At 50.2% G+C, this 23,497-nt stretch carries 21 protein-coding genes; 10 read left to right on the top strand and 11 right to left on the bottom strand.

Annotation, left to right across the window (positions count from 1 at the left end; translation table 11 throughout):
• Window positions 1–17: 17 nt before the first annotated feature.
• Entirely contained in the window at window positions 18–410 is a 393-nt protein-coding gene (locus BD_RS14110) for an Ig-like domain-containing protein (RefSeq protein WP_011165447.1), read from the top strand.
• Here the strand turns inward: BD_RS14110 and thpR are convergent.
• Both thpR and BD_RS14100 read right to left on the bottom strand, forming a co-directional pair.
• The gene (gene thpR, locus BD_RS14105; protein ID WP_011165446.1) at window positions 360–989 is read right to left on the bottom strand and encodes an RNA 2',3'-cyclic phosphodiesterase; all 630 of its coding nucleotides are present in this window, start codon (window positions 987–989) and stop codon (window positions 360–362) included. The two genes, BD_RS14110 and thpR, sit on opposite strands and share 51 nt — an antisense overlap.
• Window positions 990–1,072: 83 nt before the next feature.
• On the bottom strand, window positions 1,073–2,050 hold the full coding sequence (locus tag BD_RS14100; RefSeq protein ID WP_011165445.1) for a TerC family protein: 978 nt from the start codon (window positions 2,048–2,050) through the stop codon (window positions 1,073–1,075).
• A gap of 95 nt (window positions 2,051–2,145) precedes the next feature.
• On the opposite strand from BD_RS14100, the gene BD_RS14095 reads away from it, so the two are divergent.
• The gene (locus BD_RS14095) at window positions 2,146–3,048 is read left to right on the top strand and encodes a LysR family transcriptional regulator (RefSeq protein WP_011165444.1); all 903 of its coding nucleotides are present in this window, start codon (window positions 2,146–2,148) and stop codon (window positions 3,046–3,048) included.
• A gap of 43 nt (window positions 3,049–3,091) precedes the next feature.
• On the opposite strand, the gene BD_RS14090 is transcribed toward BD_RS14095, so the two are convergent.
• The 4 genes from BD_RS14090 to BD_RS14075 form a co-directional block, all read right to left on the bottom strand.
• A complete protein-coding gene (locus BD_RS14090; RefSeq protein ID WP_226988022.1) occupies window positions 3,092–3,505 on the bottom strand; it encodes a hypothetical protein in 414 nt (137 codons plus the stop codon).
• Window positions 3,493–4,821 carry a transglycosylase SLT domain-containing protein gene (locus BD_RS14085; RefSeq protein WP_011165442.1) on the bottom strand — a complete coding sequence of 443 codons (1,329 nt, stop codon included), beginning with the start codon at window positions 4,819–4,821 and terminating at the stop codon, window positions 3,493–3,495. Before BD_RS14085 ends, BD_RS14090 begins: the two co-directional genes overlap by 13 nt.
• Window positions 4,822–4,983: 162 nt before the next feature.
• Window positions 4,984–6,426: an adenylate/guanylate cyclase domain-containing protein gene (locus BD_RS14080; protein ID WP_011165441.1), complete on the bottom strand. Its 1,443-nt coding sequence runs from the start codon at window positions 6,424–6,426 to the stop codon at window positions 4,984–4,986.
• Between the two features lie 17 nt (window positions 6,427–6,443).
• Window positions 6,444–7,910, bottom strand: coding sequence for a class I SAM-dependent methyltransferase (locus BD_RS14075; RefSeq protein WP_011165440.1), 1,467 nt, complete (start codon window positions 7,908–7,910; stop codon window positions 6,444–6,446).
• A gap of 175 nt (window positions 7,911–8,085) precedes the next feature.
• Here BD_RS14075 and BD_RS14070 point away from each other — a divergent pair, with 175 nt between their 5' ends.
• Window positions 8,086–9,615, top strand: a complete 1,530-nt coding sequence (locus BD_RS14070; protein ID WP_011165439.1) for a YiiX/YebB-like N1pC/P60 family cysteine hydrolase — start codon at window positions 8,086–8,088, stop codon at window positions 9,613–9,615.
• 13 nt (window positions 9,616–9,628) lie between these two features.
• Here BD_RS14070 and BD_RS14065 read toward each other — a convergent pair whose 3' ends face one another.
• The 3 genes from BD_RS14065 to BD_RS14055 all read right to left on the bottom strand — a co-directional run bounded on the left by BD_RS14065 (window position 9,629) and on the right by BD_RS14055 (window position 11,970).
• Entirely contained in the window at window positions 9,629–10,099 is a 471-nt protein-coding gene (locus tag BD_RS14065; RefSeq protein ID WP_041583614.1) for a hypothetical protein, read from the bottom strand.
• A gap of 90 nt (window positions 10,100–10,189) precedes the next feature.
• On the bottom strand, window positions 10,190–11,296 hold the full coding sequence (locus BD_RS14060; RefSeq protein WP_011165437.1) for a fatty acid desaturase: 1,107 nt from the start codon (window positions 11,294–11,296) through the stop codon (window positions 10,190–10,192).
• A 50-nt stretch (window positions 11,297–11,346) separates the two neighbouring features.
• The gene (locus BD_RS14055; protein ID WP_144313929.1) at window positions 11,347–11,970 is read right to left on the bottom strand and encodes a porin family protein; all 624 of its coding nucleotides are present in this window, start codon (window positions 11,968–11,970) and stop codon (window positions 11,347–11,349) included.
• A gap of 124 nt (window positions 11,971–12,094) precedes the next feature.
• On the opposite strand from BD_RS14055, the gene BD_RS14050 reads away from it, so the two are divergent.
• Window positions 12,095–13,081, top strand: coding sequence for a hypothetical protein (locus tag BD_RS14050; RefSeq protein WP_011165435.1), 987 nt, complete (start codon window positions 12,095–12,097; stop codon window positions 13,079–13,081).
• Window positions 13,078–13,677 (top strand): DNA repair protein RecO, encoded by a 600-nt coding sequence (gene recO, locus BD_RS14045; protein ID WP_015092087.1) that lies wholly within the window; start codon window positions 13,078–13,080, stop codon window positions 13,675–13,677. Before BD_RS14050 ends, recO begins: the two co-directional genes overlap by 4 nt.
• A gap of 3 nt (window positions 13,678–13,680) precedes the next feature.
• Here the strand turns inward: recO and BD_RS14040 are convergent, their stop codons facing one another.
• Window positions 13,681–14,565, bottom strand: coding sequence for a tyrosine-type recombinase/integrase (locus BD_RS14040; protein WP_011165433.1), 885 nt, complete (start codon window positions 14,563–14,565; stop codon window positions 13,681–13,683).
• A gap of 243 nt (window positions 14,566–14,808) precedes the next feature.
• Here BD_RS14040 and BD_RS14035 point away from each other — a divergent pair, with 243 nt between their 5' ends.
• The 3 genes from BD_RS14035 to BD_RS14025 all read left to right on the top strand — a co-directional run bounded on the left by BD_RS14035 (window position 14,809) and on the right by BD_RS14025 (window position 17,971).
• Entirely contained in the window at window positions 14,809–15,810 is a 1,002-nt protein-coding gene (locus tag BD_RS14035; protein ID WP_144313928.1) for a sigma-54 interaction domain-containing protein, read from the top strand.
• 250 nt (window positions 15,811–16,060) lie between these two features.
• Complete coding sequence (locus BD_RS14030; protein WP_231839189.1) at window positions 16,061–17,212, top strand: hypothetical protein; 1,152 nt, start codon at window positions 16,061–16,063, stop codon at window positions 17,210–17,212.
• 147 nt (window positions 17,213–17,359) lie between these two features.
• A complete protein-coding gene (locus BD_RS14025) occupies window positions 17,360–17,971 on the top strand; it encodes a hypothetical protein (RefSeq protein ID WP_011165430.1) in 612 nt (203 codons plus the stop codon).
• Here the strand turns inward: BD_RS14025 and BD_RS14020 are convergent.
• Complete coding sequence (locus BD_RS14020) at window positions 17,968–18,618, bottom strand: TetR/AcrR family transcriptional regulator (RefSeq protein ID WP_011165429.1); 651 nt, start codon at window positions 18,616–18,618, stop codon at window positions 17,968–17,970. The two genes, BD_RS14025 and BD_RS14020, sit on opposite strands and share 4 nt — an antisense overlap.
• A gap of 168 nt (window positions 18,619–18,786) precedes the next feature.
• Here BD_RS14020 and BD_RS14015 point away from each other — a divergent pair, with 168 nt between their 5' ends.
• Together BD_RS14015 and BD_RS14010 are read left to right on the top strand one after the other, a co-directional pair.
• Complete coding sequence (locus tag BD_RS14015) at window positions 18,787–20,229, top strand: TolC family protein (protein WP_231839188.1); 1,443 nt, start codon at window positions 18,787–18,789, stop codon at window positions 20,227–20,229.
• Window positions 20,230–20,231: 2 nt separating this feature from the next.
• Window positions 20,232–23,444, top strand: a complete 3,213-nt coding sequence (locus BD_RS14010) for an efflux RND transporter permease subunit (protein ID WP_011165427.1) — start codon at window positions 20,232–20,234, stop codon at window positions 23,442–23,444.
• Window positions 23,445–23,497 lie beyond the last annotated feature (53 nt).

Raw genomic sequence — 23,497 nt, 5'->3', positions numbered from 1 at the left:
TCATAGAGGGGGATTCTATGAAAAAGTTTTTGATGTCTTTGGCGTTGGTTTTCGCTCCAGTCTTTGCTTTTGCAGACGTGTCGGTTCAGCCACTGAACGTAGAGGCGAAAGCTCAGGATCAGTATCTTAACTACAATTTCGGGACTTCTTTTGTTCACTCGGCAAGATTTCAGGATTTCATTCTGACGGCGAACGGTCCTGATTCCACATTCATTCGTGGTATCAGCGTTCAGGGTTCTTTCGCGTATCGCGTGGACACCAACTGCCCGCAGATTCTGATGCCGGGTCAGCAGTGCACGATCCGCGTGATTTTCCATCCGTCGACAACTGGTTCTCACTGGGGTGATGTGACTGTTCACCTACGTGAAAGTAATATCTATATCCGTTTGTTCGGGAACGCCATCCGCTAGGTCGGCGCTTCCGGTCAGCTGGCAACGGGCAAGGGGCTTGTACACAGGGAAGGCCCCTTGCAAAGTTGATTCATACAGTACGATTTCCGTGACATGAATTTTGCCGAAGCTTTTGCGTTTAAACGGCGAGATCATGTCCTTCACACTTCGCGGGTTGCGAAGTCTTCCGAAGGTCAGATGCGGGGAAAATGCCCGTTCTTCAATTTGCGGCAGCAGATTTTTGTCCACCAGCTCGCGATCCAGAGCTTCTTTGAATTGATTCAGACTTCTTTTGTTCTGCACACCCAGCCACAGTACGCGTGCATCGTGTTCGTTTGAAAAAGCGCCGACATCCTCGATCTTCAGATCAAACGGGGCAAAGTTCTGGCACACGTGCGCCAGCGCATCGGCCACCCTTTGAACTTCTTCTTCGGGGCGTTCGCCTAAAAACGTGATAGTGACGTGGTAGTTGTCCGTCGGGACCCACTTCACGGTCATGTCGCGTCGATCAGCATTAATTTTGAGTTTCTTTAAGGTCGGCAGAAAGGTGTCTGCCAAAGGATCGGTAGCGTTGAGAGCAAGGAACAGTCGTCTGGTCATAAAGCCCCCTCACAAACAGGATCACTGTTTTAAGGGGGCTTGTCCAGTCCGCCGTGCAAATTAATGCGACAACGGACCCGAAATTAAGATTCTTTTTTCGGGAACATCAGGGAAGCGGCAATAGAGCCACCGATGAAAGCGAAAATGATTCCCAAAGAGATGCCAATAGGGAAGTGGCCACCGAACAATTTGTTCAGCCATACCATTTTTAAGCCCACAAAGACCAGAGTCAGAGCCAGACCGTACTTCAGCAGGTGGAATTTATCAACCACGCCAGCCAGCAGGAAGTACAGGGAACGCAGGCCCAGGATCGCAAAGATGTTGGAAGTAAACACCAGCATTGGTTCTTTGGTGATGGCAAAGATCGCCGGCACCGAGTCCACCGCAAAGATGATGTCTGTGAATTCCAGGAACACCAGGGCAATGAACAGCGGAGTCGCCAGTTTCACGCCGTTTTCTTTGATGAAGAAGTGATCTTCATGCATGCGATCGGCTACGCGGATGTGCTTTTTAAGCCATTTGATAAGCCAGTTCTGGGATGGGTCGACTTCTTTGTCCGGCTGGAACATCATCTTAATACCGGTGAAAATCAGGAACACACCGAAGATCAGAACCACAGCCTGGTATTGCATCAGGACTGAGCCCAGAGCAATGAAGATCGCGCGGAAGATCAGGGCGCCCAGGATACCATAGAACAGCACGCGGTGCTGGTACTTGGGCGGAATCGAGAAGAATCCGAATACGACAACGAAGACGAAGATATTATCGATAGACAGGGATTTTTCAATTACATAGCCTGTCAGGAACTCCAGCCCCACCTGCTTGGCGATGGCGGGATTCTCGGGGTACAGGTGCAGGGTGTAATAGTACAATCCGACGTTGAAGAGCATCGCGATGGACACCCAAACGATCGACCAGATCGTGGCTTCTTTGAAACTCACCGTATGTGAGTGTTTGTGAAATACACCCAAATCCAGGGCGAGCATACCTATGACAAAGGCGATAAAGCCCGCGTAAAACCACCAATATTCAGCAAATGGGAACAATAAAACTTCGGACACGGTAAAACCTCCAGAGCGCAGTATAAAGACTTTTGGATGTTTTAAAAATTAGATATTCTTTATCAAGTTATTCGCTAAAAGCAATGAGGTGAAATATGCCGGTTCGTATCGAAAATCAGGTTCAATGGCTGAACTACCATCATCTGCACTATTTCCACGTTATTGCCAAAGAGGGCAGTATCGCCAAGGCCGCCGAAAAGCTGAACATGGGACAACCAACTCTTAGTATTCAATTAAAGCAGCTGGAAGAGTCCTTAGGGAAGAATCTTTTTGAAAGGCGCAAGCAACGCCTGTTTTTGACAGAAGCCGGGAAGATCGCCTTTGAATACGCCGATCAGGTGTTTCGCCTGGGGGCGGAAATGGTGGAGGTTTTGCAGGACCGTCTGCAGAACAACCGTGTGCACGTACAAATCGGTGCCCTGGACAGTGTGCCCAAACCTATCATTTCTGAAGTGGTGTTGCAGGCCTATAAGCAGGGGAACTGTGCGGTTTCGGTTCTGGAGGGGGCGGGTAATGATTTGCTTCGGGAGCTGAGTGCGCACCAGATTGATCTGCTGCTGTCCAACTATCCTCCGAATGTGGATTTTCAGACGGTGTATGCCAAATCCATCGCCAAGCTTGATGTGGTGGTGTGTGCTTCGGCGAAGTACAAACATCTGCGCCGTGATTTTCCGTATTCCCTGGAAGGTCAGCCGTTTATTTTCCCAACTATTCACAGCCGTCTGCGCCGGGATCTTGAGCACTATTTTTCGGTGAATGGAATTCGCGTGGACCGTATCGCTGAAACTCAGGACACCAGTTTGCAAAAGTTGCTGGGTCAGGAAGGGGTGGGACTGATTCCGATAGTGGAGGTTGCGGCCTCGGATCTGATCCGGGAAAAAAAGCTGGTGGTATTAGGGACGCTGCCGGGGATTTATGAAGAGATCTGGCTGATGGCGGCCAACCGCAAGATCGACAATCCGATTGCGGCAAAGCTGATGAAAAGTTTCACTTTATAAAAGGAAAACGGCGGGGAGGCCCGCCGTTTGTTTTTGCTGATTGCTATGTGCACAGAGCGGAAAGGATCTTCAGGGCTTCCACCGCTTCCGGGACCACACCGCCGTCGCGGCTGGTGGAGTTTTCAATATGCACCTTTGTGGCATTGCAGGACTTTGCCGACACCTGACGCATACGGATCAGGGCGACATAGTTATCGAACTCGGTCAGACTGCGGTACTCTTCCAGGCGGGGATCGGTCTCCGGCGTGGTGTCGATGTCAGGCAGCTCGATAGTATTCAGTCTGCTGTACAGGAAGTCCTTGTAGGATTCCAGCTGGCGCAAACGCACTGAGGTGTCACCTTCCAGCTGCATGGCATTGATCAGCTCGTCCGTCGCGCGGTACGTTTGCAGATCCTGAAAAGCCATTGCGGAATTGCCGGCAAGAACGAAAGCCAGAATCATCACTAGTTTACGCATGTGCCACCTCCTACTGCGTTTTCGATATTATTCAAAGTCTTTGTGATCTCAGGGAAATAACGGGACGTTTCCTTGCGGCGTGCGCTGGATTTGTTGGCGCTGGCCGGGAATTTTTGCATGTACTGCTGCATTTGCTGAATGAACTGATCGGCGTTCGTTACGGTCTTGCCTCTGTAGAATGTGTTCAGCAAAGTTTTTGCCGGTGTCCAGGTGCCTGCCGGACCCGTGTTATGGGACCAAACCATCAAAGCACGTTTGATCTTGTTCAGGTCGTATTCAGACATGCGGAATTTATTTTTGTAGTTCTTGTTTTCGAAGATCATATTGTTCATGTCCGCTTTGACACCTTTCAGGTAAGCGTACGTATAGATCATGTTTTTCATCGGATTGCCGTTTCTCAAAGAGATGCGCTCGCAGGACTGCGCTTTCCCCGGACGAATCGGTTCCATTTTATCCAAAAGCTCCATGGACAGGCGGCTGCACAATGGGTTTTTGTTGCCTTCCAAAGAGATGCGAACGGCATTCAATTCGTTGGAGTTCACATCCTGGATGGCTGGAGCGGTGAACTGGCCGATACCTCCGGCACCGGTGCCACTCATGGCGTTGACGTGGAAGCCGGACTCAATATTGATCAAAGCATAAACGGCACGCACATCCAGATTCTGGGTTTCTTCATCCTTGCCTGGAGCAATAAAGTCCTTCATGCAGGAACTGACCAGTTCGAAACTGTTGTTCACCATCTTAAAGTAATTTTCAGAGATGCAAGGGCGGAAGGCCTGGCGGGCAGCCCCGGCGGCGTTGCACTGACGGAAGGTTTTGCTGCTGACACCAAATTTCGTGTTCATGCCCATCTGAATGCACGAAGCCTTGATGATGGAGTTTGGTTTGATCGGGGCGCGAATCAGATCACCCAGCAGACTGCTTTGTGATTCCGCGGCCGTTTTCATTTCTGCTTCCAGATAGTTGTTCTGGGCATTGCACTGCATGTAGCGCATATTGCGGATTTCGTCCTGACAGGTGTCGCAGTTACGGTTGGCAACGTTGTCACCCCAGCCAAACAGGCTTTGGAAGCTTTTGGTTTTTTCAATCTTGTCGAGTGCATGCTCAATAATAGGAATCGGCTCTGAGGTTGTTTCCTCTTCCTTTTTGTTTTCCACTTTGGCTTTGGAGGCGTTCAGATTAAATGGCGCTGCCAGTCCCTTTTCTTCCTTGGAAGCCAGGTCCAAATGGAAGTCCACGGGTTTCATATTCCAGCCCATGCTAAAGCAAAGGGTTAGAAACAGCATTTTGTACAAATGGGGTGTGGTAGCTCTCATGAAGCCTCCTCACGGCCTTAAAGAGCAAGAGGTCTGCCAATGGGGATTCCACAAATATCAATGACTTGCGGGATGGTGAGTTGTCTCGTTATGGGATTGCCGGTGTCAAAGGCCTAAACGGTCATCGCCCTGTCTAGATCGTCAACAGGGGGTTGGACGGAATTATAAAGCGCCGACAGCCTGAGCTTCGGCGGCCTCATAACCACAAGCGCGGCACTTCATCACGAAGTGGCCCTGGGCATTCGTATCCAAATAAAGGATTGAATCCGGGCAGTGAGGGCAGGAGCTTGCTGAAACATCCTTGCGCACAACCGGGGCCTGATTCAGTTCAAAGACATAGTGAGTGTCGCCCTCAAAGCCTTTGATCACGCGCTCGCCGATGTTTTTCACGGCAAACCCTTCAGACTGAAGGGTCTGAGCGATGTCCGAATCAATCAGAATCTGATCGGGTTCAGCCAGGTTTGTCAGACGGGAGGCAAACGGCAGGGGGGCACCAATCGCCGTGTAGGAACGGAAGAACTTTTTATTACCGTAGAAGCCGACGTTGGCGTAGCCCGCAGAAATACCGATGCGAATCTGCATTTCTTTTTTCCAGTTCATCAGATAGAACTCGCGGTCCTGCCGAAGGGCTTCGCGCACTTCCAGGGCAGCCAGACAGGTTCTTTGTGTGTAGTCCCCATAGCGGATCGGATCGTTGGCAAAGGCCAGGATGCCATCACCTTGGAATTTGTCGATAGTGATGTCGTATTTCAGGAAGATACTGACGACGGTGTCCATGAATCTGGCCAGAACCAGATCCACCTTGGCCTGATCCAGGCGGACCACGCGCTCGGTGGAGCCCACGATGTCGACGAAGATGGCGCAAATCTGCGCACGGCGAACGCCCTTTTCCAGATCCACTTTGCCTTCACGGATGGCTTGCACCACCTGCGGGCTGAACTGAGTGCTGAGGGTGTTCAAACGGACGGCTTCTTCGGTCTTTGATTTGATGATGTGATCGCGGTTGGCGATCTCGGCCTTCAAGGCCAGACGGCTGTTGATTTCGCGCATGCGCAGCTGTTCGTGGAAGAAGCGAATCAAGAAGCAAATCACAATTGAGCCGATAATAAAGAATGAATTCAGAACCACCGGCCACAGGTCAGGCAGGGTCTGAATTTTCAAGGCGGTGAACAGATAGTAGGGCAGATAGATGCCCAAGGCGGTGGCGACAAAGAAGCCTGTGGAAAACGGAATGAACGAAAGTCCCCCGATCGCCACCAGATTCAGGCCGGCATAGTATCCGGTGCCCACGTCCGGTATGAAATAAATCATGATGTTAATGGGTAGTGCCACCAGACCGGCATACAAGGCGGCAAACCACTGGGCTCGGGTAAAGCTCTGCTCTTTGCGCAGCTCGTACTTGGCCAGCATACACAGTGGTATAATGGTCAGACGCAGCCCCAGGAACAGCCACTTGAATTGGGGAACGTAAATCAGATCGGAAATCCAGAAGGCCATGAACAAAGGCACGGCCATCCAGTTTGCGATGACTCGCAGGACAGATCTGATTTCTTCAACCACTTCAAATTCGCGCATTTGAGAGGTGGTGATTTCTTTCCCCAGCATTCAGTTCCTCAAAGATTCTATTTCTGAATCACTACAAACAGATTTACACCCAGAGGCTCTTTTTCCACCCAGATCTTGGAACCCATGCCTTTGAAAATACGCAGCAGGTCCTCTTCAGAGCGGTAAATCAGATGCCAGTCCAAAACCAGCTCCATGAATGGCACACAAGGATTGTCCTTGCTGAAGTTGCCAATCACGACATGGCCACCTGGTTTTACAGACGCCAGCATTTTTTGTGCTGCCATTTGAGCCACAGGCTCTGTGAAATAGTCAAACAGGCCTGCAGAGTAAATCAGATCGTAGTCCGATTCTGGGCAGCCCGCCGCGATCACATTACGGATCGCCATGTTGTTGAATTTGAATTTAAAGCCGGATTTCACAAAGCGCTCGACAGAGTGCAACTGTCTTTGCGCATGTTTCAAAGACTCTTCATCCTGATCCAGGCAAGTGAATTCCGCCGGACGGCCATAGAATGGTGCCGCGTTTTGCAGGAAGATTTGCTGTTCCATCGCAGGACCGCTGGCCACGGAAAGAACTTTTACAGGAGTCGTCGGTGGAGTGCGCTCAAACAACTGAGTGATCTTTTCAAACAGGTACTGACCACGGTTTTTCACCGCCGCACCTGCAGGTTCGTCGATGAAGTATTTGTGCATGCACTGGTCAAACAGGGTTTTACCCACCAGTTCATCGCGGTAAAGGTGATTCATCATTTCATAGTCACCGGCATAACCGCGGGGTTTGAAGTAAGCGCGGTTTGCAAACGGAGCACCGTAAACCAGGTGACCTACTTGTTCTCTGGCAAAGTCCGTAGCCCATTTCATTTGCTCCGGAGTGAAGTTTTTCACAAGTTTGGGAACGTCGGCGTATTTCATTGGAATGACCTGGCCCAGATAGTCGGACACCGAGTCCGCAATCGTCATACGATAGTCTTGAGCTTCTTTCCAGCTGTCGACCGGGGATTCCTGTTCCAGTTTGTCGATGCGGGACTTGAGCTTTTCCAGCCAGTCTTTCATTTCGTACACAAAGGTTTTGAATTCTGCCGGCAGTTGCGCCAGATGCATGGCATATTCAGTCTGGGCGCTGATGACTTCAGAAGACACTTCCAATGCCTTGATGCGGTCGACTTTTAAAGGTTCACCCAGAACCTCAAAGCCCACGATCATTTCGCCTGTCACTGATTTGCTGTGATTTTCAGAACGTGCCCAGCGCAGGGAGACGTTCTGGGTTTGGATGTTTTTGTAGATAACGTCGGCTTCAAAGTGCGGGTTTTTGTCCCACCAGGCTTTCAGGTCCGCGTACTCGGCTCCTGGAACCAAAACAGCGCAACCAAAAGCGCTGATGTTCAGAACTTCCAGATTGCGACCGGGAATATTAAGGAAGCAGGCTCCAGGCTCAATATCATTGCGATCCTGACGAATCACTTTTTTACGTGTGTTTTCATCGATCTGGAAAAATTCCTGCTTCATAGCGCCGTTGCCGCTCATGCTGACTCCTCTAAGTTGAAATATCTGATGTAAATCTAAGCAAAGCTCTTATCGTACACATGGGCGACCAAGAATACGGGACCAAGGGAGGGGCGGGGCGCTTATTATTCTTTGGTCCAGTTAGTTTTGTTCCCTAAGTGACCGAAAAAGGAAGGGACTAATTAGGAGATTATTTATGAAGAGGTTCGTTTTATTGGGTGCCGCTGCGGCGGTGGGTTTGGTTACGGCCTGCACTTCGCCATTTAAGTCTGAAGTTAAAACCTATCGCCATCCGGCCAGCACGGATGAACTGATCACCGGCAGCCGCAAGGTTCTGGCTGACATTGGCAATCCTCAGGTTTTTAACGCAAAGACTTGTGCTAGCTTTGTGAACAAGGTCACAGACTATCTGTATTATCTGCCGGCAGATCACTTCCTGCCCAAAAATGCCACGGAAGTGGAGCAGTTGAAATCCATCGGCCCTGAGGTGATGGACACTGTCTTCCAGATCCGTGTGGCTTTGCATGACAAGTTGCAGGAGTTCGAATCCCGCAACGAACTGAGCAAAGAGTGTATTCTGGAAATGCGTGAAGGCTTCCAGTATGCGCGCTTCTCGGAAGAGTATCTTTTGGACTGGCTTTACACCAACAAGGTTTTCACATTTAAAAAGACCCCGATCATGGTGAATGAAAAGCCGCATACTTGGACAAATCCGAAATTCTCGGGCTTTGAGCTAAAAAGCGGCGACGTGCTGTTGATCCGTGGCAAGTCCTATGTGTCCGCGATGATTGCGCGAATCTCTGACGAAGAAGGCAATTTCTCGCACTTGGCAGTTGTCGGTGAAGACAAGGCCGGGAAAAAGTACATCGTTGAAGCTTTGATTCAGTACGGGGTGATTGTGACTCCGCTGGAAAAATGGCGTCAGGCCGAAGATGCGCGAGTGGCGCTGTATCGTCAGCCGGATGAGGTCCTGGCAAAAAAAGCCGCTCGTTTCATGTATGACCACGCCAAAGGCGCATTGGATCGCAAAAAAGGCATCCGCTATGACTTTGCCATGAATGATGACGACTATTCAGACTTGTTCTGTTCTGAAGTTATCCGCATGGCTTACGACAAGGCCTCCGGTGGTCAGTTCATCGTTCCAAAGTATCGCAGCACAGTTTCCAAGTTCAAAAACACGGACTACCCGCGTTCTTTGGGGGTGACCAAAACTTCTTTGTTCTCGCCTTATGATATCGAAGTGGATCCAAGATTCGACTTCGTCGCTGAATACCGCTTTATGCCTCTGCTTCGTCAGGTGCGTATGCAGGATGCGGTCATGCAAAGTGTTTATGGCTGGATGATTGATAAGGACTATACGTTCCACTGGGCACCTCAGCACAGTGTGAAGGCTTACTTTGCCAAAATGGTTCGTCAGTTCGGTGTGGCGAAAGACACCTTGCCGAAGTACATGCCTGTCGACAGCATCAAAACGAACGTGCAGTTTGAAGCGGTAGCGACTTTGCTTGAAAAGAACATCTATGAAAAAGAAAAAGAGTTCTATCAGAAAAAAGGCTATCTGCCATCCTTCCAGGACATGCTGGCTATCAACGAGGCTTACCGCGTAGCTGATTGCAAGAAACATCAAGAGTACCGCAAGCAGCCCATGACCGTGGATAACAAGCCACTTCCGGATGAATCAAAGTTCCACTGGTTCTTCTATAACAAGAGAAAAAAGTGTGAGTAATTAGGATTTTCGCTTACTGTTTTGCGGATTCAAAATAGGACACGATCGGGGAGGTCTTGGTGTTTTTCACCGCCAGGCGAACCCCGTCATGTTCAATCTGGGTTTCGGTGCCTTCACCGTGGCCAACCTCGGATTCATCTTTACGTGCGTTTTCCGGCAGCAGGGCCTGCACGTCCTTCAGATGCACTTTGCCTTCAGGAATGCGGTGATAGAAGGACTGCACTTTGCCGTTTTTAACTTCAATCGTGGTGTCATAGTCCAAACTGCCTGTTTTATAAAATAGCAGCGTGTCTTTGTTTTCAGTCTTTAATGGCTTACCCAGCAATTTGGTGACTTCGGCTTTGGTGGTTTTGCCGGGGCTGATCGAGGCCAGCTTTTTTGGCAGGTATTTCGCTTTAAAAACCGCCGCAAAGCCGTCAGCCAGAGCGGGCAGGGACAAAGTCAGCCCCGCACTCAAGATCACCGCAGAAAGAGTTTTAAGCATCACAACCTCCTGAAAAAACAAAACCCACAACCAATTAAAGTTGTGGGTTCGTGCTGGCGTCAACGCCTATGTCAATAATGACAACCGGATCTAGACAGAGCGCAGATACACGCGCCATTGTTTCATGCCCATCTGGAATTCCAGTCTGGCAATTTCCATGTCACGGCGAAGTTCTTCCAGCTTGTGGTCGTAAGCCTCTTTCAGCTCTTCACGTTTGCGAACGGCATCCACTTTGAACTGTTCATAGTCCTCACGCAGCTTCTTCATTCTGTTCTGCGCTTCCAGGATTTTCTCTTTCATCTGAGCCAGCTTTTCTTCAGCAAAACCGTGTTTGGTCAGCTCGGCCGCTTCCGCCTGCAGGCGGGCTTTCAGAATCTCAACATTAGAGATCTGGCGCAGTTTGGTCGCAAGACCCATGGCACTCAAAGTACGGATCACCCATTTAGTCGGATCCCAGTGGTACCATTTGATCCCGTTGCGGTAGTCGATCTGGAACTTGTGGTGGAAGTTATGGTAACCCTCACCATGAGTCAGAATCGCCACGAACCAGGAGTCACGGGCAGAAATTTCTTTGGAATAAGTCTGTTTACCCAAAGTGTGGCAAAGAGAGTTGATGAAGAAAGTCGACTGTTGAGTCAGAGCAATGCGCAGGCCCCCTGCGATCACTAGACCACCCAACCAGGAACCCATCGCCCAGCCCACCAGCATCGGGAAGATGAATCCAGTCAGGATCGCAATGGGAACATAGTGATCGTTCTGGAATTTCACCATCCAGTCTTTTTCAAGATCCGGAGCGTGGATTTTCTGATCCACGGAGTCCTTGAAGAACATCCAGCCCATGTGGGCGTACCAGAAACCTTCGTTGATGTTGTAAGGATCTTTTTCGCCGTCAATGTGCGTGTGGTGACGACGGTGGTCGGAAGACCATTTCAATGCAGAACCCTGGAAAGCGGAAGCACCGATCAAAAGGAACAGGGCTTTTACAATTGGGTGAGCATCATAGCTTTTATGGGAGAACAAGCGGTGATAGCCCGCAGTGATACCCAGGTTGGTTGCTGCCGCAAAAACCAAAGCGAAAAGAAGAATGTCCCATTGGAAACCGAAATTGTAGAAATAAATGGGGGCCAGGATGAGTGTGATCAGTGGATTTAGAACTAAGAACAAGGCCACTGGCCATTCGATACGTTTATTTGTCATGAGGGCACCTCGCACTACTAAGTGTATCAGAGGGGCCATGATTTCAATACTTAAATGGAAAAGCCAAGGATAAATTTTCCGTAAGTCCCATTCATATTGATATCTTGAGAGGGTGCGTTACCTGTCGCGTCTGTCGCATCATTCCATTGGAAATTCTGATATCCAACCTCAGCGCCCAATGAGAAGCCAATGAGCTTTACGCCGGCTTCTAAACCCACTGTGTACGAGCTGGGGGAACCGGCGGAGTAGTTGGCTTTTTTCACACCAAATTCCGTGACTTTCAGGTCGGTGGAATGTGAAAGGCCGTATGTGAGGATTGGGCCAAGATAGATCAGATTATCAATGGGACGCCAATTGAGCAGCAGCGCTGTTCGGCTGAAGTGGGCGGTGTAGTCCAGTCCTGACTTGGATGTCGAGAACTCCATATTTTCATAGCGTATACCGATGCCAGGAAGCAATGGGATAGGAAGTGTGACAATTCCGTCCGCGCCCAGACCATAAAATGGAGTGACACTGGGAGCAGAACTGGCGCAGCCCACACACAATGAATTCAGATCCGGATCCGAATTCAGCATGCCATAGGACAGGCGTGCTTCGAATAGGTCGCGGGCTTGCGCGACGGGAGAAAGCAAACAGACAAAAAGACCCAGAATCGAAACAATCAATAGACGCATAAACGAACTCCCGAAAAACCATTTCATTGTAATGTTCCTTGGCAGGTTTCTCAAAACGACGTCTTAAAATAAGACCTTTGTCTCACTCTCTTTTGTCGGGGAATCTGCTAGCCTTGAGTGAAGTATGCTCATCGATGTTGTGCGCCCTGAGACCTGGGAAGAGTTGAACGATCAAGTGAAAACCTGTTTGGGGCTGGAGCCGCGAATTCGTGCGCGTGCCTATCAGGGCCTTTCTCAGGCCGTTTACGAAATTTCTCAGAGCACAGCTCACTTTATGTCCCACAAAAAAGCCATCGGTGTTGTTCAGGGGCAGACTTCTGTCTTTGAAGGTTTGCTGGGTTACTATTACAAAGAGACCTACGAAGTGAATGCGCGTTCTCACTCTCAGATCACGGATGTGAAAGAGTGGGTGGAAAGTCTGAAGAAAGACACCTGCTTTGTTTTGTTCAGCGAGGATCATCCGGTCACAGGGGAGCTGTATCCCTTTGCCGATGAGCTGGATCGTCTATTGAATGAAAAGCGCATCTTTTCTTTCCGGGTTTCCCATGCCAGACATTTTCATGAATCTGTCGAGATCCGTCCGTACACGGTTCGTTTGTGTTCCTATACACCCACAGTGAGTGTGGCCGTGTTGGGTGAGCGGTTTCGTTCTCCGGCCTTGCAGGTGCAGAACCAGGCGTGGTCGGAAGTGGACTTCGTCAAAGAGCTGAGCTCGGCTCGCGACGGTCGCAGTGTGAATCAGCTTCTGGTTGAAAAATTTGAATCTGAAATGGCCGCTGTGGCGCCGTCTTTTCTGAAACCAGGCACCGCGAGACTTTATGACCGGGCGCTGTGCGTGTTTTCTGACGTCAGTGCCGAAGCCGTGGCGCAAAAAGTTTTCAGCAAACTGGGGCTTTCCGCCCAGGAAGGCTGGAAGAGACTTGAAACCACCAACATGTGCCAATGGAATGCCATCAAAATGTTCCGTCACTGGTGGGAGCCGGCTCCCAGTTCTGACTGCCTGCGCGGACTGCTGGTAGTCGGGCCGGAATTGCTGGCGACAAAAGACTTTGCCAAGCTGCTGATATCTTCGTATGAAGATATCAAAGCCCAGCAAAGTTGGAATGTGTGACCCAAGCCCAGAATCGCTTCATTATTCTCAAGAAAATGAAATACTCCGAATCGGATCTGATTCTGCATGCCATATCCACTCAAGGCGAAAAGCTGTCCTTCATGGCCCGGGGAGCGCTGAAAAGCAAAAAACGTTTCGGCGGTGGCGTGCTGGAACCCACTCACTTTGTCAGTCTGACTTACAAACAATCCGCGGAAGAAGGCAAACTGCATGTCCTGCAGGAAGCAACGCTGATTAACGATTTTGCCGGACTTCGCACGGACTATGACCGTCTGGAGCTGGCGTTGCACATTTTGGAATGTGTCAGCAAAGTCAGTCAGGAAGGCGACCGCCATTCCGAGTTCCTGTTCAATCTTCTGGGACACACGCTGCGCGCGCTTGAAACGGCCCAGGATCCGCTGATCGTGAAAATGCATTTCTATCTGAAGTTTCTTCTGCAGCAGGGTGTGGTGGATGCCGAACCCTGGATGGCGCCCTTCCTTAAGACCAACATGGCCGACAGTAATCAGCTGGTGTCCTATCGTCAGACTGTGGATGATGAACTGAAGAACGTTGAACAGATGGTTCGTCACTATATCGTGAACGCCACTCTTTAAAGCTTACTTTCCTTTACCCAATGGATGCAGGTTTTCCATGGTGCGGGCCAGCTGGTCGATGCCCAGATGGGTGTACTTTTCTGTGGCTTGCAGGCTTTCGTGACCCAGAAGTTCTTGCAGAGTGCGCAGATTCGCTCCGCTGCTTAGCAGGTGAGTGGCAAAGCTGTGGCGAAGCGCATGGGGATGCAGTGGTTTTAAAAGCCCTGCGCGAATACCACTTTGGCGGACCATCTCGTAAGCGGTGCGGGAATTTAGAGGCTTTTCGCCAAAGACGTATTCATCAAAAGAGCTTTCCTTTTTCCACTTCAGCAAAACTTCCACGGTCAAAGAGGGCAGAGCGACGACTCGCTCTTTAGATCCCTTTCCTTTCACACGCAGAACTTTCTGCGAGGTCTGCACTTCGCTCCACTTCAGATTGCAGGCTTCGCTGACACGCAAGCCGCCGCCATACAGAAGCAGGAACAGAACCTTTTCTTTCAGGGGAATTTTCGTCTCGCTATCAAAGCTTTTCAGGACAGACAGGGCTTCATCCACGCTTACGAAATGCGGAAGCTTCTTCGGGACTTTCGGGCAGGTGATCTGCACCGACAGATCCTTCTCGGTCAGGCTTTCTTCAAAGGCCCAGGAAAAGAAGCTTTTCAGAGTAGCGGCCTTGCGGTTTCTAGAGGCCAGCGACAGATGCGCCCATTGGTTGAAGGCCGCCCGGGCCGTGGAAAGTAATTCGGACTCCGAAATTGATTTAGCCTTAACTGAGGGATCTTCATAATTAAAGGCCTGCATCAGATCCAGGGAATAGTGCTTGATCGTAAGGGGCGAGGCAGACTTTATAAAAGTCATGTATTTCAGGTATTTATCTATATTTTCGGAAAGCTTAAATGCCTTCGCCATACCCCTGAAAGTTCCTATATTAGGGCTGAGACCCTAAAAAAAAGTTAACGTCGTGCATTATTTTTATTGCAATTACTACACGACCAAAGTTATAACTCAATGCGTTGTCGCGGCGTATCAAAGCGAGATATTCAAATTGAGACGCCCACCCAGTTTTAAAAAGTACGTAAACCGAAAGGTGGAGCTATGAACGAAAACAACTCAACGACTGTTTTGCCCTCTTCTCAGAATGCAAACCAAGTTATGTGGAACACAAATCAAACTTCCAAAGTGGTTGAAAACAAGACCATCGTCTATCAGTCCGAAGTGATGGGCAGTTTGATGAAGATGATCGACCGTGTAGCTCCATCCCAAGCCAACATCCTGGTTCTTGGTGAATCCGGGACTGGTAAAGAGCTGATCGCCCGCGCCATCCACGATCGCTCCGGTCGTAAGAACAAACCGTTTGTTGCAATCAACTGCGGTGCCCTTCGCGAAACATTGCTTGAGTCTGAGTTGTTCGGTCACGAAAAAGGTTCCTTCACTGGCGCTTACAACCGCAAAATCGGTTTGGCTGAAGCGGCTAACGGCGGGACTCTGTTCCTGGATGAAATCGGTGAATTGGATCCGGCGATCCAGGCTAAACTTCTTCGTTTCATTCAGGAAGGTGAAGTTTACCGTGTGGGTGGCAAAGACCCAATCAAAGTTGATATCCGTCTGATCTGTGCGACCAACCGTGAGTTGGATCAGGAAGTGACTCGTGGCAACTTCCGTGAGGACTTGTTCTATCGCATCAACACGATCGTGGTCAGCGCTCCGCCTCTGCGTCGTCGTAAGGAAGATATCCCTGCATTGGTAAATCACTTCCTGAACAACTCCCAGCACGCCTACCTGAACCGTGGTCGTTCTGTGAATGAAGAAGCGATGAAGGCTCTGATTCGCTATGAGTGGCCGGGTAACATCCGTGAACTTCAGAACGTGTGTGAAAGACTTCAGATCCTGTCTGACGGTCACATGATCATGCTGAATGATATCCCGGAAAACATCCGTAACGGTGAAGCTGAAAAAGACGTTATCGCTTACGATCCGGCGATGACTTTGCATGAGCTTGAAAAGCGTTACATCCTGAAAGCGTTGGCTCACTTCGGTGGCAACAAAACTCAGGCGGCAAACAACCTGGGTATCACGATCAAGACCCTTTATAACAAACTTCATGAGTACGGCGAATTCGAGAAATTCGCGGTTCACACGAAGCCGATGAAATAGTTTGTACTAGCAACCCGGAGTGGTTCCTCTCTCTTTCCACTCCGGGTGTTTTCTTTCTCTCTTCAAAAGGCCCTTTGCGGGCCTTTTGTCGTTTAAGCCCCCGGAACTGTTTGGAACTACCGGCGTTGTCGCCGCAGAAAGCGGCACTGCTGTCAAAGTTGTGCGCAGGTAAAATACTCCAAAACGTACAGATTTGAGATGGTTTTGGCGCAGGCATTGCAACTCAAGGCCTTGGATAATAGAGGTTCATATGAAACGCGCTTCTGTAACATTATTGACAATTCTTGCCATGGCCAGCTCTGCCAATGCGTGGATCAAGCGTGGAAATGGCAACAACAATCCCCCAGCACCCCCGCCGCCGGGATCTGTGCGTGTGGTGAGCATTGCCGAGTGTTCGGATAGTCTGTATTCCCAGTTGGGAACTTTCAGTTCCAATACGGATGCGGCTTGTTCGCATGGTCGTACGGATGCGGAATTCCAGCGCTGTACTGTGGATCTGAGTCGTCGCTTTGGAGATGACAATGTCGAACTTTCTGGTTTCTTCTGTGCCAATGGCGTGGGTTCCAATTATCAGGTTCAGGATTGTACTTTAAATGTGCGTAAGTCCTTTGGACCTGAATATCGTGAATATGCTTTGTTCATCTGCCGTCAGACTGTGAATCCCACATTTGATAAGTGTGTGACTGAGCTTTACCGTCAGGGTGGCCAGGAAGTTGAAAACGCGCGTTTGCAATACGATGCTTTAAGACTTTGCAAAAACGGCACGAACAACGCTCTTAATAAATGTATTATCGAAGAATTCCGCGGTAAGGGTCAGTCCGGCGTGGCGGCAGCCCGTATCTGTATGGAAAGACACGATGCTGAAACCCGGGCTCGTGCCGAAGCCGAACGTCGCCGTATTGAAGAACAGCGCCGTATCGAAGCTGCCAAAGCGGAAGCTGCAAAGAAAGCGGCTGAAGAAAAACGTCGTCAGGAAGAACAGCGCAAGGCCGACGAAGTTCGTCGCCAGCAGCAGCAACAGCAAGAGCAGGCTCGTAAACAGGAAGAAGCTCGCAAGCAGGAAGAACAACGCAAGGCCGACGAACAACGTCGTAAGGAAGAAGAAAACCGCAAGCAGCAGGAAAAGCCACAGCCGATCCCGCAACAGCCTTCCAAGCCAACAGCTCCGACGACTCCTTCTCTGCCGTCTGTAGATTCCGGCAAACAGCAGGAAGAGCAGAAGCGCAAGGACGAGGAAAAACGCAAAGCGGACGAACAGAAAAAGAAAGACGAAGAAAAGAAAAAAGAGGAAGAGAAGAAAAAGCAGGAGTCCCAACAGCCAGCGCCGTTGGATCCGGTGACAACTCCTCCGCCTCCACCACCAGATGGCGGTCTGATTATTGACCTGCCAATGCCAGAGTAATCAAAACCAAAATCACCAAGGGCCTGTCGGTAAAACGACGGGCCTTTTTCTTTTTTCAGAACCTAAGTCCTAAACAATTTAATTTGTGTTTACTTGTTTTGGGCCCCCAACAGATCATCGGTTCAGGTGCATTTTCAGGAGAACCGCATGAGACTATTAGCAGCAGTGATGATGATTTTGGGTCTTTCCACGACGGCCAACGCCGAGTGGAGATATGGCGTTCAGATCGGGTACAGCCCGAACTATCTGGCGAAACTTTCCGGTGACGGAACCGTTTCGGGAACTCCGACAGATATTGATTATGACCTGGAATACAAAGGCGCTGTCGAGGTTGGATTCAACGCTTGGTACGCTCCTCAACATTCCTGGGGTTTTATCAGTGGTATCTCATTGGGTGGGGAGCGTGATCTGGACAAGATGACCTTAAACGGAGTCACCTACAGCGCAACCGGCAGCACTTCCAAATTCCAGACACATTTCCTTTATGCGGGAACACTGTATCGCTGGGAATCCTTCTATCTTCCGCTGGGTCTTGCTTATGGTATCAATAAATTCACCCCGGCAGGAACGGGTGACGGCGAGGCGACCAACGGAGTGGGTGTTCTGTTTGGCCTGGGCTGGTTCTTTGCGGATAATTTCGTGATCGAATATATTGGACGTTCCACGACGACAGAACTGAAGCTGTCGTCCGGTACGGACACGGCAAAAACAAAAGGCGCTATCGGAAGCGCCCTTTTGAACCTGAAATACTTCTTCTAGGATTTGCCGATACCCGCAGTGTAGTGGCTGATGAATCTGAGGGCGTTCTTGGTGACGATCTCTTGCGGGGTTTCGGAAAGAATCAGGTCAAACAGGAAGGCGCCGTGCAAATAGGTTTCAATCTCTTCGGCGATTTCTTCCAGAGTGACGCTTTCTTTAATTTGTCCCATCTTCTGCAGTCGTTCCAAGCGCTCGATCAGCTTGGGATCTGCAAACATAGGGATGCGTTCCAATGCTTTTTTACGGAACTTATTGTCGGTCAGGCACTGACAGATGATGATTTTACCCAGGCAGTCGCGATCGTGGCTTTTGCCCACCTTGAAGTCGACATATTTGCTGAGTTCAGCAGCCAGGGTGTCCTGAGGTGGGTAGGCAAGTTCCTCGGTGCGGACCTCTTCGATGAAGCGTTCAACGATGGTAAGTAGCAGACCTTCCTTGCCGTCAAAGTAACGACCGATCAGGGACTCGTTTACGTCAGCCTTTTTGGCAATCAACTTCGTAGTGGAGCCATCATAACCATGCTTGGAGAAGATTTCGATGCCTGCAGAAATCAGACGCTCTTCAGAAGCACTTCTGTCACGCTTTTTACCCTTTTGGCCATCAGCACTTTCGTCCTGAACAGTCTTAAGTTGAGATGTGTCAGACATGGAAAACCCCCTAAATACCTAAAATCACTATCTATAGGATACTGTATCATAAGGTCAATTGATATTCAATTAAGTAATTGATTGCATACTTATCATCGTTGGGGTACAAACTTGTATGTAAGCGATTACATATTCAACCAGTCAGTAATAGGACTTTGGAGAACTAATATGGAAAAAAACAAGCTCATACAATGGGGAGCGAAGTTCCTTATCTGTGGGACTCTTTTGCACGGAGCTTCGGCCTCCGCACTGACCCTGAACGAGTATCTCGATCAGGTGAAAGGGGACAGCACAGCCTATAAAGGCAGCGCTGAGCAGTCAGAAGGTGCCCAGTTAAAATCCCGTGAGGCTGATTTGATCTTCACCCCGAAGCTTTTTGCAGAAGCCCGCTGGGGTTATGACGGCAAGCCCGGCAATCCCAAGATGTATGACGAAGTAAAAAGTCAGTACTACTCCCTGGGTGTAAGTCAGCAGTTCAGCTTCGGTCTTCAAACCAAGTTGTCTTATGATATGACGCGCACCCAATTTGAGGGGCTGGCGCCAACGTCTCCGATCAATCCGTCCAAATATTGGGATGCAACTCCGAAGCTGGAGTTGTCCATGCCTTTGTGGGCAAACGGATTCGGTCGTACCGCTCAGGCCAATGAAGAGGCGTTGAGAGCTCAGAACATCGCCGAAAAATTCTCCAGCCAGGGGCAGTCCCTGAACATCCTTGCTGGTGCAGAAGCAGCTTATTGGAAGCTTGCGGCCTGGCAGGATGTGGTGACGATTCAAGAGCAGGCAAAACAAGCTGCGCAAAGTATCTTGGATTATGTCAGCCGCAAAAAAAGAATGAATCTGGGTGAGGAAGCTGACGTTCTGCAGGCGCGTGCGCTGGTTGAAGCACGTACTTTGGAACTGCAAGTGGCTCAGAATGAATACTTGGAAGCGCAACGCATGTTCAATAAATTCCTGAACCGCGAAGCCACGGCCAAAGTGGAGACTCTTGAAAAAGTGAACTATAAATCATTGGAGCAGCTGGCGATTCCGGCAGCTCGTCCAGGCAGTCGCGCCGATGTGGAAGCGACCAACGCTCAGTTGGCAGCGGCCCGCGCCAATGCCGTGATCACCCTGGAAAGAAACCGTCCGTCTTTGGACATCTACGGTAACTATGCAATGAACGGCCGCGATGAAGAATACAACGAGGCGATGAAAGAATCCGGTAAAACGGACCAAGACACCGCTTTTGTGGGTGTTCGTTTCAGCATGCCTTTGAATATTGGTGCGGCATCTGACACCAAAGCCGGTGCCCGCAAAGCCGAACGTGCGGCGGAATTGAACCGTGAGTACGCTTACTATGCCCAGGAAATCGACTGGACCAATTTGACCCGCAATCTTCAGGATGCACGTGACAACCTTCGTTTGTTGTCTCGCATTGAAGATGCTCAGAAGGCGAAGCTTGAAAACGAGCGCGTGCGCCTTCGTCAGGGTCGCACGACCACGTATCAGGTTCTGTTGTTTGAACAGGACTATACAACGTCAGCAATCAGCAAAGTAAAATCAGCAGCAAATATTCTTGGTTTGCAGGCGCAAATCAAGCTTTACCAGGCCTCTCCTGAAGGAGGGAAATAGTCATGAGTTTACCTAAGTTATCCATCAGCCGTCCTATATTTATCACCTGCGTGACCATCGCCATGGTGGTTGTCGGTTGGGCCTCCTTCAAGTCCATGTCCGTGGATCTTTATCCGGACGTTTCCATTCCGGTTGTAACCGTGCAAACCGTTTATGCGGGTGCGGGTCCTGCCGAAATTGAAACCCTGGTCAGCCGTCCTATTGAAGAGGAAGTCAGCACGATTTCCGGTATCAAACGTCTGACCTCCAAATCCCTGGAGGGTGTTTCCCAGGTTATCGTTGAGTTCAACAGTGAAGTGGACGTTAAACACGCCGAGCAGGAAGTGCGCGACAAGGTCAACCTTGCCAAAGCCAAACTGCCTGACGACGTTGAAGATCCTCTGATCAAACGTTTTGACCCGGCGGATACGCCGATCCTGACAGTGTCGTTGACTGCCAAAGACCTTGGCGATGCGGCTTTGTTTGATATCGCGGACCAGTTCGTGAAGCCGCGCCTTGAGCAGGTTCGTAACGTGGGTGCCATCGAGATCATCGGGGGCCGTGAGCGTGAAATTCACGTTCTTCTGGATCGCAAAAAACTGCGTGCCCGTGAGATCTCTGTATCTCAGGTAGCAGCGCAAGTGGGCGCTTCCGGTCAGAACATTCCTTCCGGTAAGGTGAATCAGGGCGAAAAAGAGATGGTCTTCCGTGGTCTGGGTGAGTTCTCATCCGTTCCGGAAATCTCTGACACTCTGGTAAATCTTTACGGGAATGAGGTTCCGACCCGCGTGGCGGATCTGGGTAAGGTTGTTGACACCCTGGCCGATGAAAAATCCCGTGCATACGTGGACGGTGAAAAGTCTTTGTTCCTTCAGGTGTATCGTCAGTCCGGTTCCAACACTGTGAAAGTGGCTCAGGACGTGATCAAACAGATGGAACGTATCAAGCCAGAGCTTGAAAAAATGGAAGGTGCTCCGGTTGTCGCGGTCATGACAGACGCTTCCGTGAAGATCTCGGACAACTTGTATGACGTTTATGAGACGATCATCATCGGTATTCTTCTGACAGTTATTACCGTGTTCTTCTTCCTGGGAAGCCCGCGTTCAACCTTCATCACAGCCTTGTCGGTACCGATCTCTTTGATTGGTGCGTTCATGGTCATGAAGATTGCCGGGTTCTCGATCAACATCGTGTCCATGCTGGCTTTGACCCTGGCGGTCGGTCTGTTGATCGATGACGCGATCGTGGTAATTGAAAACATCTATCGTCGTATGGAACTGGGTGAAGAGTCCCTGACGGCGGCGGAAAAAGGAACAACTGAGATCCAGATGGCCGTTATGGCGATCACTCTGGTGGTTATCGCGGTGTTTGTGCCAGTGGGTACGATGTCCGGAACCATCGGTCAGTTCCTGAAGCAGTTCGGTATGACTGTCGTGTTCTCGATGGCGATCAGCTGGTTTGTGGCGATGACTTTGATCCCGATGTTGACAGCATACTTTGGTGGATCCGGTCACGGTGGTGGTCACGACAAACACAAGCCTGCGGGTCTTTATGACAAGACTCTGGGCCGCATGGTGAAAGGTTTCGACCGTTTCCAAACCATGCTTGAAAACCTGTACGTAAAACTTTTGAATGTGTCCCTGGATTGGCCGAAAGTGACTATCGGTCTGACCATGGTGGTGTTCTTCCTGAGTATCTACACAGTGACAAAAGTTCCGGGCGCGTTCATTTCGGATGATGACTCGGGTGAGTTCTCTGTGACTTTGGAACTGCAGCCGGGCACCAGCTTGGACGGTACGGAAGAGGTGGCTCGTCAGGTCGATAAGATCCTGCACGACAACCCGGAAGTTCGTTTCACAACAATGATTGTGGGCAGCTTGTACGGAGAGTCCAACAAAGCCAGCTTCTATGTGCGCATGAAAGACGGTAAAGAGCGCGGACCTCTGACAACAGAGCAGTTCCGTGACAAGATCCGTGGTCAGCTGACGCATCTGTCTTCAGCAAATCCGGTCGTTAAAAAATATGACGCAACCGGCGGTATGGGTGGTCAGCCGTTCATTCTGAACATTATTTCTGCGGATCCGGTGGAATTGGAAAAAGCCGGCACAAAAATGTATGAACTTTTGAAGAAGGATCCCCGTCTAAAGGACGTCGACTCAAACTATCGCCCGGGTAAGCCTGAAATGCAGGTTCATCTGAAGCCAGGCGCTGCCAAAGTGTTCGGTATTAATACCAGCACCATGGGGGGCGAGCTTCGTGCCCAGGTGGAAGGTTTGACTCCGGCAAAATTCCGCGAACGTGGTCGTGAATATGAAGTTCGTGTTCGTTTGCAGGATGACCAGCGTGACCTGATGAAAACGTTTAACGACGTTTACATCCCGAACGTGAACAGAAAACTGGTGCGTTTGAGTGACATCGCCAAAGGTGAAGTGGAATCCGGACCGGCTTCCATCGAACGTCAGGACCGTGGTCGTTACATTCAGATCACGGCAGGTCTGGCGCCGGGCGCGGGTCTGAGTGATGTGGTGAATTCGGCCGTGGCAGCAATGAGCACGGGTGAAAACGCTCTGCCTCCAAGTGTTCGTTATGGTTTCGGTGGTGATGCGGAAAACATGCAGGAACTGATGACATCCACAGTGATGGCTCTGGGCTTTGCGATTCTGTTCATCTATCTGATCCTGTCGAGCTTGTATGAATCCTTCATCACGCCGATCACGATCATGGTGGCGTTGCCACTGGCCCTGTGCGGTGCCTTCCTGGCTCTGTTCCTGACCGGTGAAGTTCTGACGATCTTTGCGATCTTCGGGTTCTTCATGCTGATCGGGGTGGCGGGTAAGAACGGTATTTTGCTTGTCGACTTTGCCAAGCAGATGATGGAAGAGGGCAAAAGCCGCCGTGAAGCATTGATTCTGGCTGGTAAAACCCGTCTTCGTCCGATCCTGATGACGTCCTTTGCTTTGATCGCCGGGGTGGTTCCGGTGGTGATCGGTATGAATGCAGCTTCCAAAACGCGCACGGCGATGGGGGTTGCGATCATCGGGGGTATGATTTCATCCACAATCCTGACTTTGATTGTGGTGCCGGCGGTGTTCACTTACGTGGACAGATTCCGTGTGTGGGCAAATAACTTTGGCGCAAGATTCACTTCCCAGAAAAAGATGGAAGAAAAATCAAGCGATGCCGTGATTGAAGAAACCGAGAACCATGACGACAAAGGCATGATTCCGGCTAAATAGTTCAGTACCGGGCGGGAACATTTCCCGCCCTTGATTTCAGATATTGGAGGCCT

It is taken from the genome of Bdellovibrio bacteriovorus HD100, from assembly GCF_000196175.1.
In the GTDB taxonomy this organism is placed as follows: Bacteria; Bdellovibrionota; Bdellovibrionia; order Bdellovibrionales; family Bdellovibrionaceae; genus Bdellovibrio; species Bdellovibrio bacteriovorus.
The sequence above is the reverse complement of the archived record's forward strand: the minus strand, read 5'-3'. Positions and strand labels throughout refer to the sequence as shown.

Excerpts from the sequence above, each read along its gene's own strand:
- BD_RS14060 (WP_011165437.1), bottom strand. The coding sequence starts at position 11,296 with ATGACAAATAAACGTATCGAATGGCCAGTGGCCTTGTTCTTAGTTCTA.
- thpR (WP_011165446.1), bottom strand. The coding sequence starts at position 989 with ATGACCAGACGACTGTTCCTTGCTCTCAACGCTACCGATCCTTTGGCA.
- BD_RS14075 (WP_011165440.1), bottom strand. The coding sequence starts at position 7,910 with ATGAGCGGCAACGGCGCTATGAAGCAGGAATTTTTCCAGATCGATGAA.
- BD_RS14080 (WP_011165441.1), bottom strand. The coding sequence starts at position 6,426 with ATGCTGGGGAAAGAAATCACCACCTCTCAAATGCGCGAATTTGAAGTG.
- BD_RS14055 (WP_144313929.1), bottom strand. The coding sequence starts at position 11,970 with ATGCGTCTATTGATTGTTTCGATTCTGGGTCTTTTTGTCTGTTTGCTT.
- BD_RS14050 (WP_011165435.1), top strand. The coding sequence starts at position 12,095 with ATGCTCATCGATGTTGTGCGCCCTGAGACCTGGGAAGAGTTGAACGAT.
- BD_RS14020 (WP_011165429.1), bottom strand. The coding sequence starts at position 18,618 with ATGTCTGACACATCTCAACTTAAGACTGTTCAGGACGAAAGTGCTGAT.
- BD_RS14085 (WP_011165442.1), bottom strand. The coding sequence starts at position 4,821 with ATGAGAGCTACCACACCCCATTTGTACAAAATGCTGTTTCTAACCCTT.
- BD_RS14065 (WP_041583614.1), bottom strand. The coding sequence starts at position 10,099 with ATGCTTAAAACTCTTTCTGCGGTGATCTTGAGTGCGGGGCTGACTTTG.
- BD_RS14025 (WP_011165430.1), top strand. The coding sequence starts at position 17,360 with ATGAGACTATTAGCAGCAGTGATGATGATTTTGGGTCTTTCCACGACG.
- BD_RS14030 (WP_231839189.1), top strand. The coding sequence starts at position 16,061 with ATGAAACGCGCTTCTGTAACATTATTGACAATTCTTGCCATGGCCAGC.
- BD_RS14015 (WP_231839188.1), top strand. The coding sequence starts at position 18,787 with ATGGAAAAAAACAAGCTCATACAATGGGGAGCGAAGTTCCTTATCTGT.
- BD_RS14110 (WP_011165447.1), top strand. The coding sequence starts at position 18 with ATGAAAAAGTTTTTGATGTCTTTGGCGTTGGTTTTCGCTCCAGTCTTT.
- BD_RS14090 (WP_226988022.1), bottom strand. The coding sequence starts at position 3,505 with ATGCGTAAACTAGTGATGATTCTGGCTTTCGTTCTTGCCGGCAATTCC.
- BD_RS14010 (WP_011165427.1), top strand. The coding sequence starts at position 20,232 with ATGAGTTTACCTAAGTTATCCATCAGCCGTCCTATATTTATCACCTGC.
- BD_RS14035 (WP_144313928.1), top strand. The coding sequence starts at position 14,809 with ATGTGGAACACAAATCAAACTTCCAAAGTGGTTGAAAACAAGACCATC.
- BD_RS14040 (WP_011165433.1), bottom strand. The coding sequence starts at position 14,565 with ATGGCGAAGGCATTTAAGCTTTCCGAAAATATAGATAAATACCTGAAA.
- BD_RS14070 (WP_011165439.1), top strand. The coding sequence starts at position 8,086 with ATGAAGAGGTTCGTTTTATTGGGTGCCGCTGCGGCGGTGGGTTTGGTT.
- BD_RS14095 (WP_011165444.1), top strand. The coding sequence starts at position 2,146 with ATGCCGGTTCGTATCGAAAATCAGGTTCAATGGCTGAACTACCATCAT.